General features: G+C 71.3%; 3 protein-coding genes. 1 reads left to right on the top strand and 2 read right to left on the bottom strand.

The features are described from left to right. Positions 1-85: 85 nt before the first annotated feature. Positions 86-391 (top strand): DUF1905 domain-containing protein, encoded by a 306-nt coding sequence (locus PROKR_RS23635; protein ID WP_211240224.1) that lies wholly within the window; start codon positions 86-88, stop codon positions 389-391. 1 nt (position 392) lies between these two features. Here PROKR_RS23635 and PROKR_RS23640 read toward each other — a convergent pair whose 3' ends face one another. Further along, the gene (locus tag PROKR_RS23640) at positions 393-1,028 is read right to left on the bottom strand and encodes a MarC family protein (RefSeq protein ID WP_036968449.1); all 636 of its coding nucleotides are present in this window, start codon (positions 1,026-1,028) and stop codon (positions 393-395) included. Next, positions 1,025-1,338 (bottom strand): metal-dependent phosphoesterase (locus PROKR_RS23645; RefSeq protein WP_036968452.1); only part of this gene is annotated, 314 nt, incomplete at its 5' end. The genes PROKR_RS23645 and PROKR_RS23640, both read right to left, overlap by 4 nt.

Raw genomic sequence — 1,338 nt, forward strand, 5'->3', positions numbered from 1 at the left:
CGGACGGGACCCAGGCCGAGTCCTGACCGGTAGCCAGGACGTGTCAGACCCGCAGGTCACTCCGGTGACCTGTGGGTCTGACAGTATGGGAGCCGTGCAGATCGAGTTCGCCGCTCCCCTGTGGCAGTGGCAGGCCCGGACCGACTCCTGGTGGTTCGTGACCGTGCCGCCGGAGCAGTCCGACGAGCTGGCCGACCTCCCGCTGCCCCCGCGCGGGTTCGGGTCGATCCGGGTGCGCGTCACGGTCGGGAAGACCACGTGGACCACGTCCGTGTTCCCGAGCGACAGCGACGGCGGCTACGTGCTGCCGATGAAGAAGAAGGTGCGGGAGGCCGAGGGCCTCGTCCCGGCGAAGCCGGTGCGCGTAGCCCTGGAGACGATCGACGTCTGAGCTAGACCGTCCGCACGAACTCGATGACGCCGTTGGCGATCATCTGCACGGCGATCGCGGCGAGCAGCACACCCGCGATGCGCGTGACCAGGGTGACGCCGGAGTCCTTGAGCACGCGGTGCACCAGCCCCGCGAACCGCATGGCCGCCCAGGTGCACACACAGACCGCCACGATGCCCACGCCGATCGAGGCGTAGTGCCCCACGGCCGACTCCCCCGCGCTGACGCCCTGCTGCACGAACACCATGGTCGCGACGATCGTGCCCGGCCCGGCCAGCAGCGGCGTGGCAAGGGGCACCAGCGCCACGTTCTTCGCGGAGCCGCCCGACTCGGTCTCGCCCGCGTCCATCTTGCCCATCAACAGCTCGAGGGCCACGAGCAGCAGGAGGAGCCCGCCGGACGCCTGCAGCGCCGCGAGCGAGATGCCCATGTGCTCCAGCAGGAGCTGGCCGAACAGCGCGAACACCACGATCACGCCGAACGCCACGAAGATCGCGGTGCGCGCGGCCCGCTTGCGGTCCTGCGCCGTCATGCGGGACGTGAGCGCGAGGAACACCGGAACCGTTCCCGGCGGGTCCATGATCACGAAGAGCGTCACGAACACCTCGGTGAACAGCGCGACGTCGAACCAGCTCACCGGAGCACCTCCAGGGCTCCCTGCGCGGCGATCGCCTCGAGCACGCCCGGGTCGGTGGTGTTCTCGCCGATCCGGTTCTGCTTGCCCGCACCGTGGAAGTCGCTCGACCCCGTGACCAGCAGGTCCAGCGACTCCGCGACCTCGCGCAGCCGACGGCGCGTGTCGGGCGTGTGGTCACGGTGGTCCACCTCGAGCCCCGCGAGCCCGGCCGCCGCCAGCTCCTCGATCGTCGAGTCCGGGACGATCCGGCCGCGGGCGTCGGCACCGGGGTGCGCGAAGACCGGCACGCCGCCGGCCGCGCGGACGGCGC

This window comes from Promicromonospora kroppenstedtii DSM 19349 (assembly GCF_000515355.1).
Classification (GTDB): Bacteria; Actinomycetota; Actinomycetes; order Actinomycetales; family Cellulomonadaceae; genus Promicromonospora; species Promicromonospora kroppenstedtii.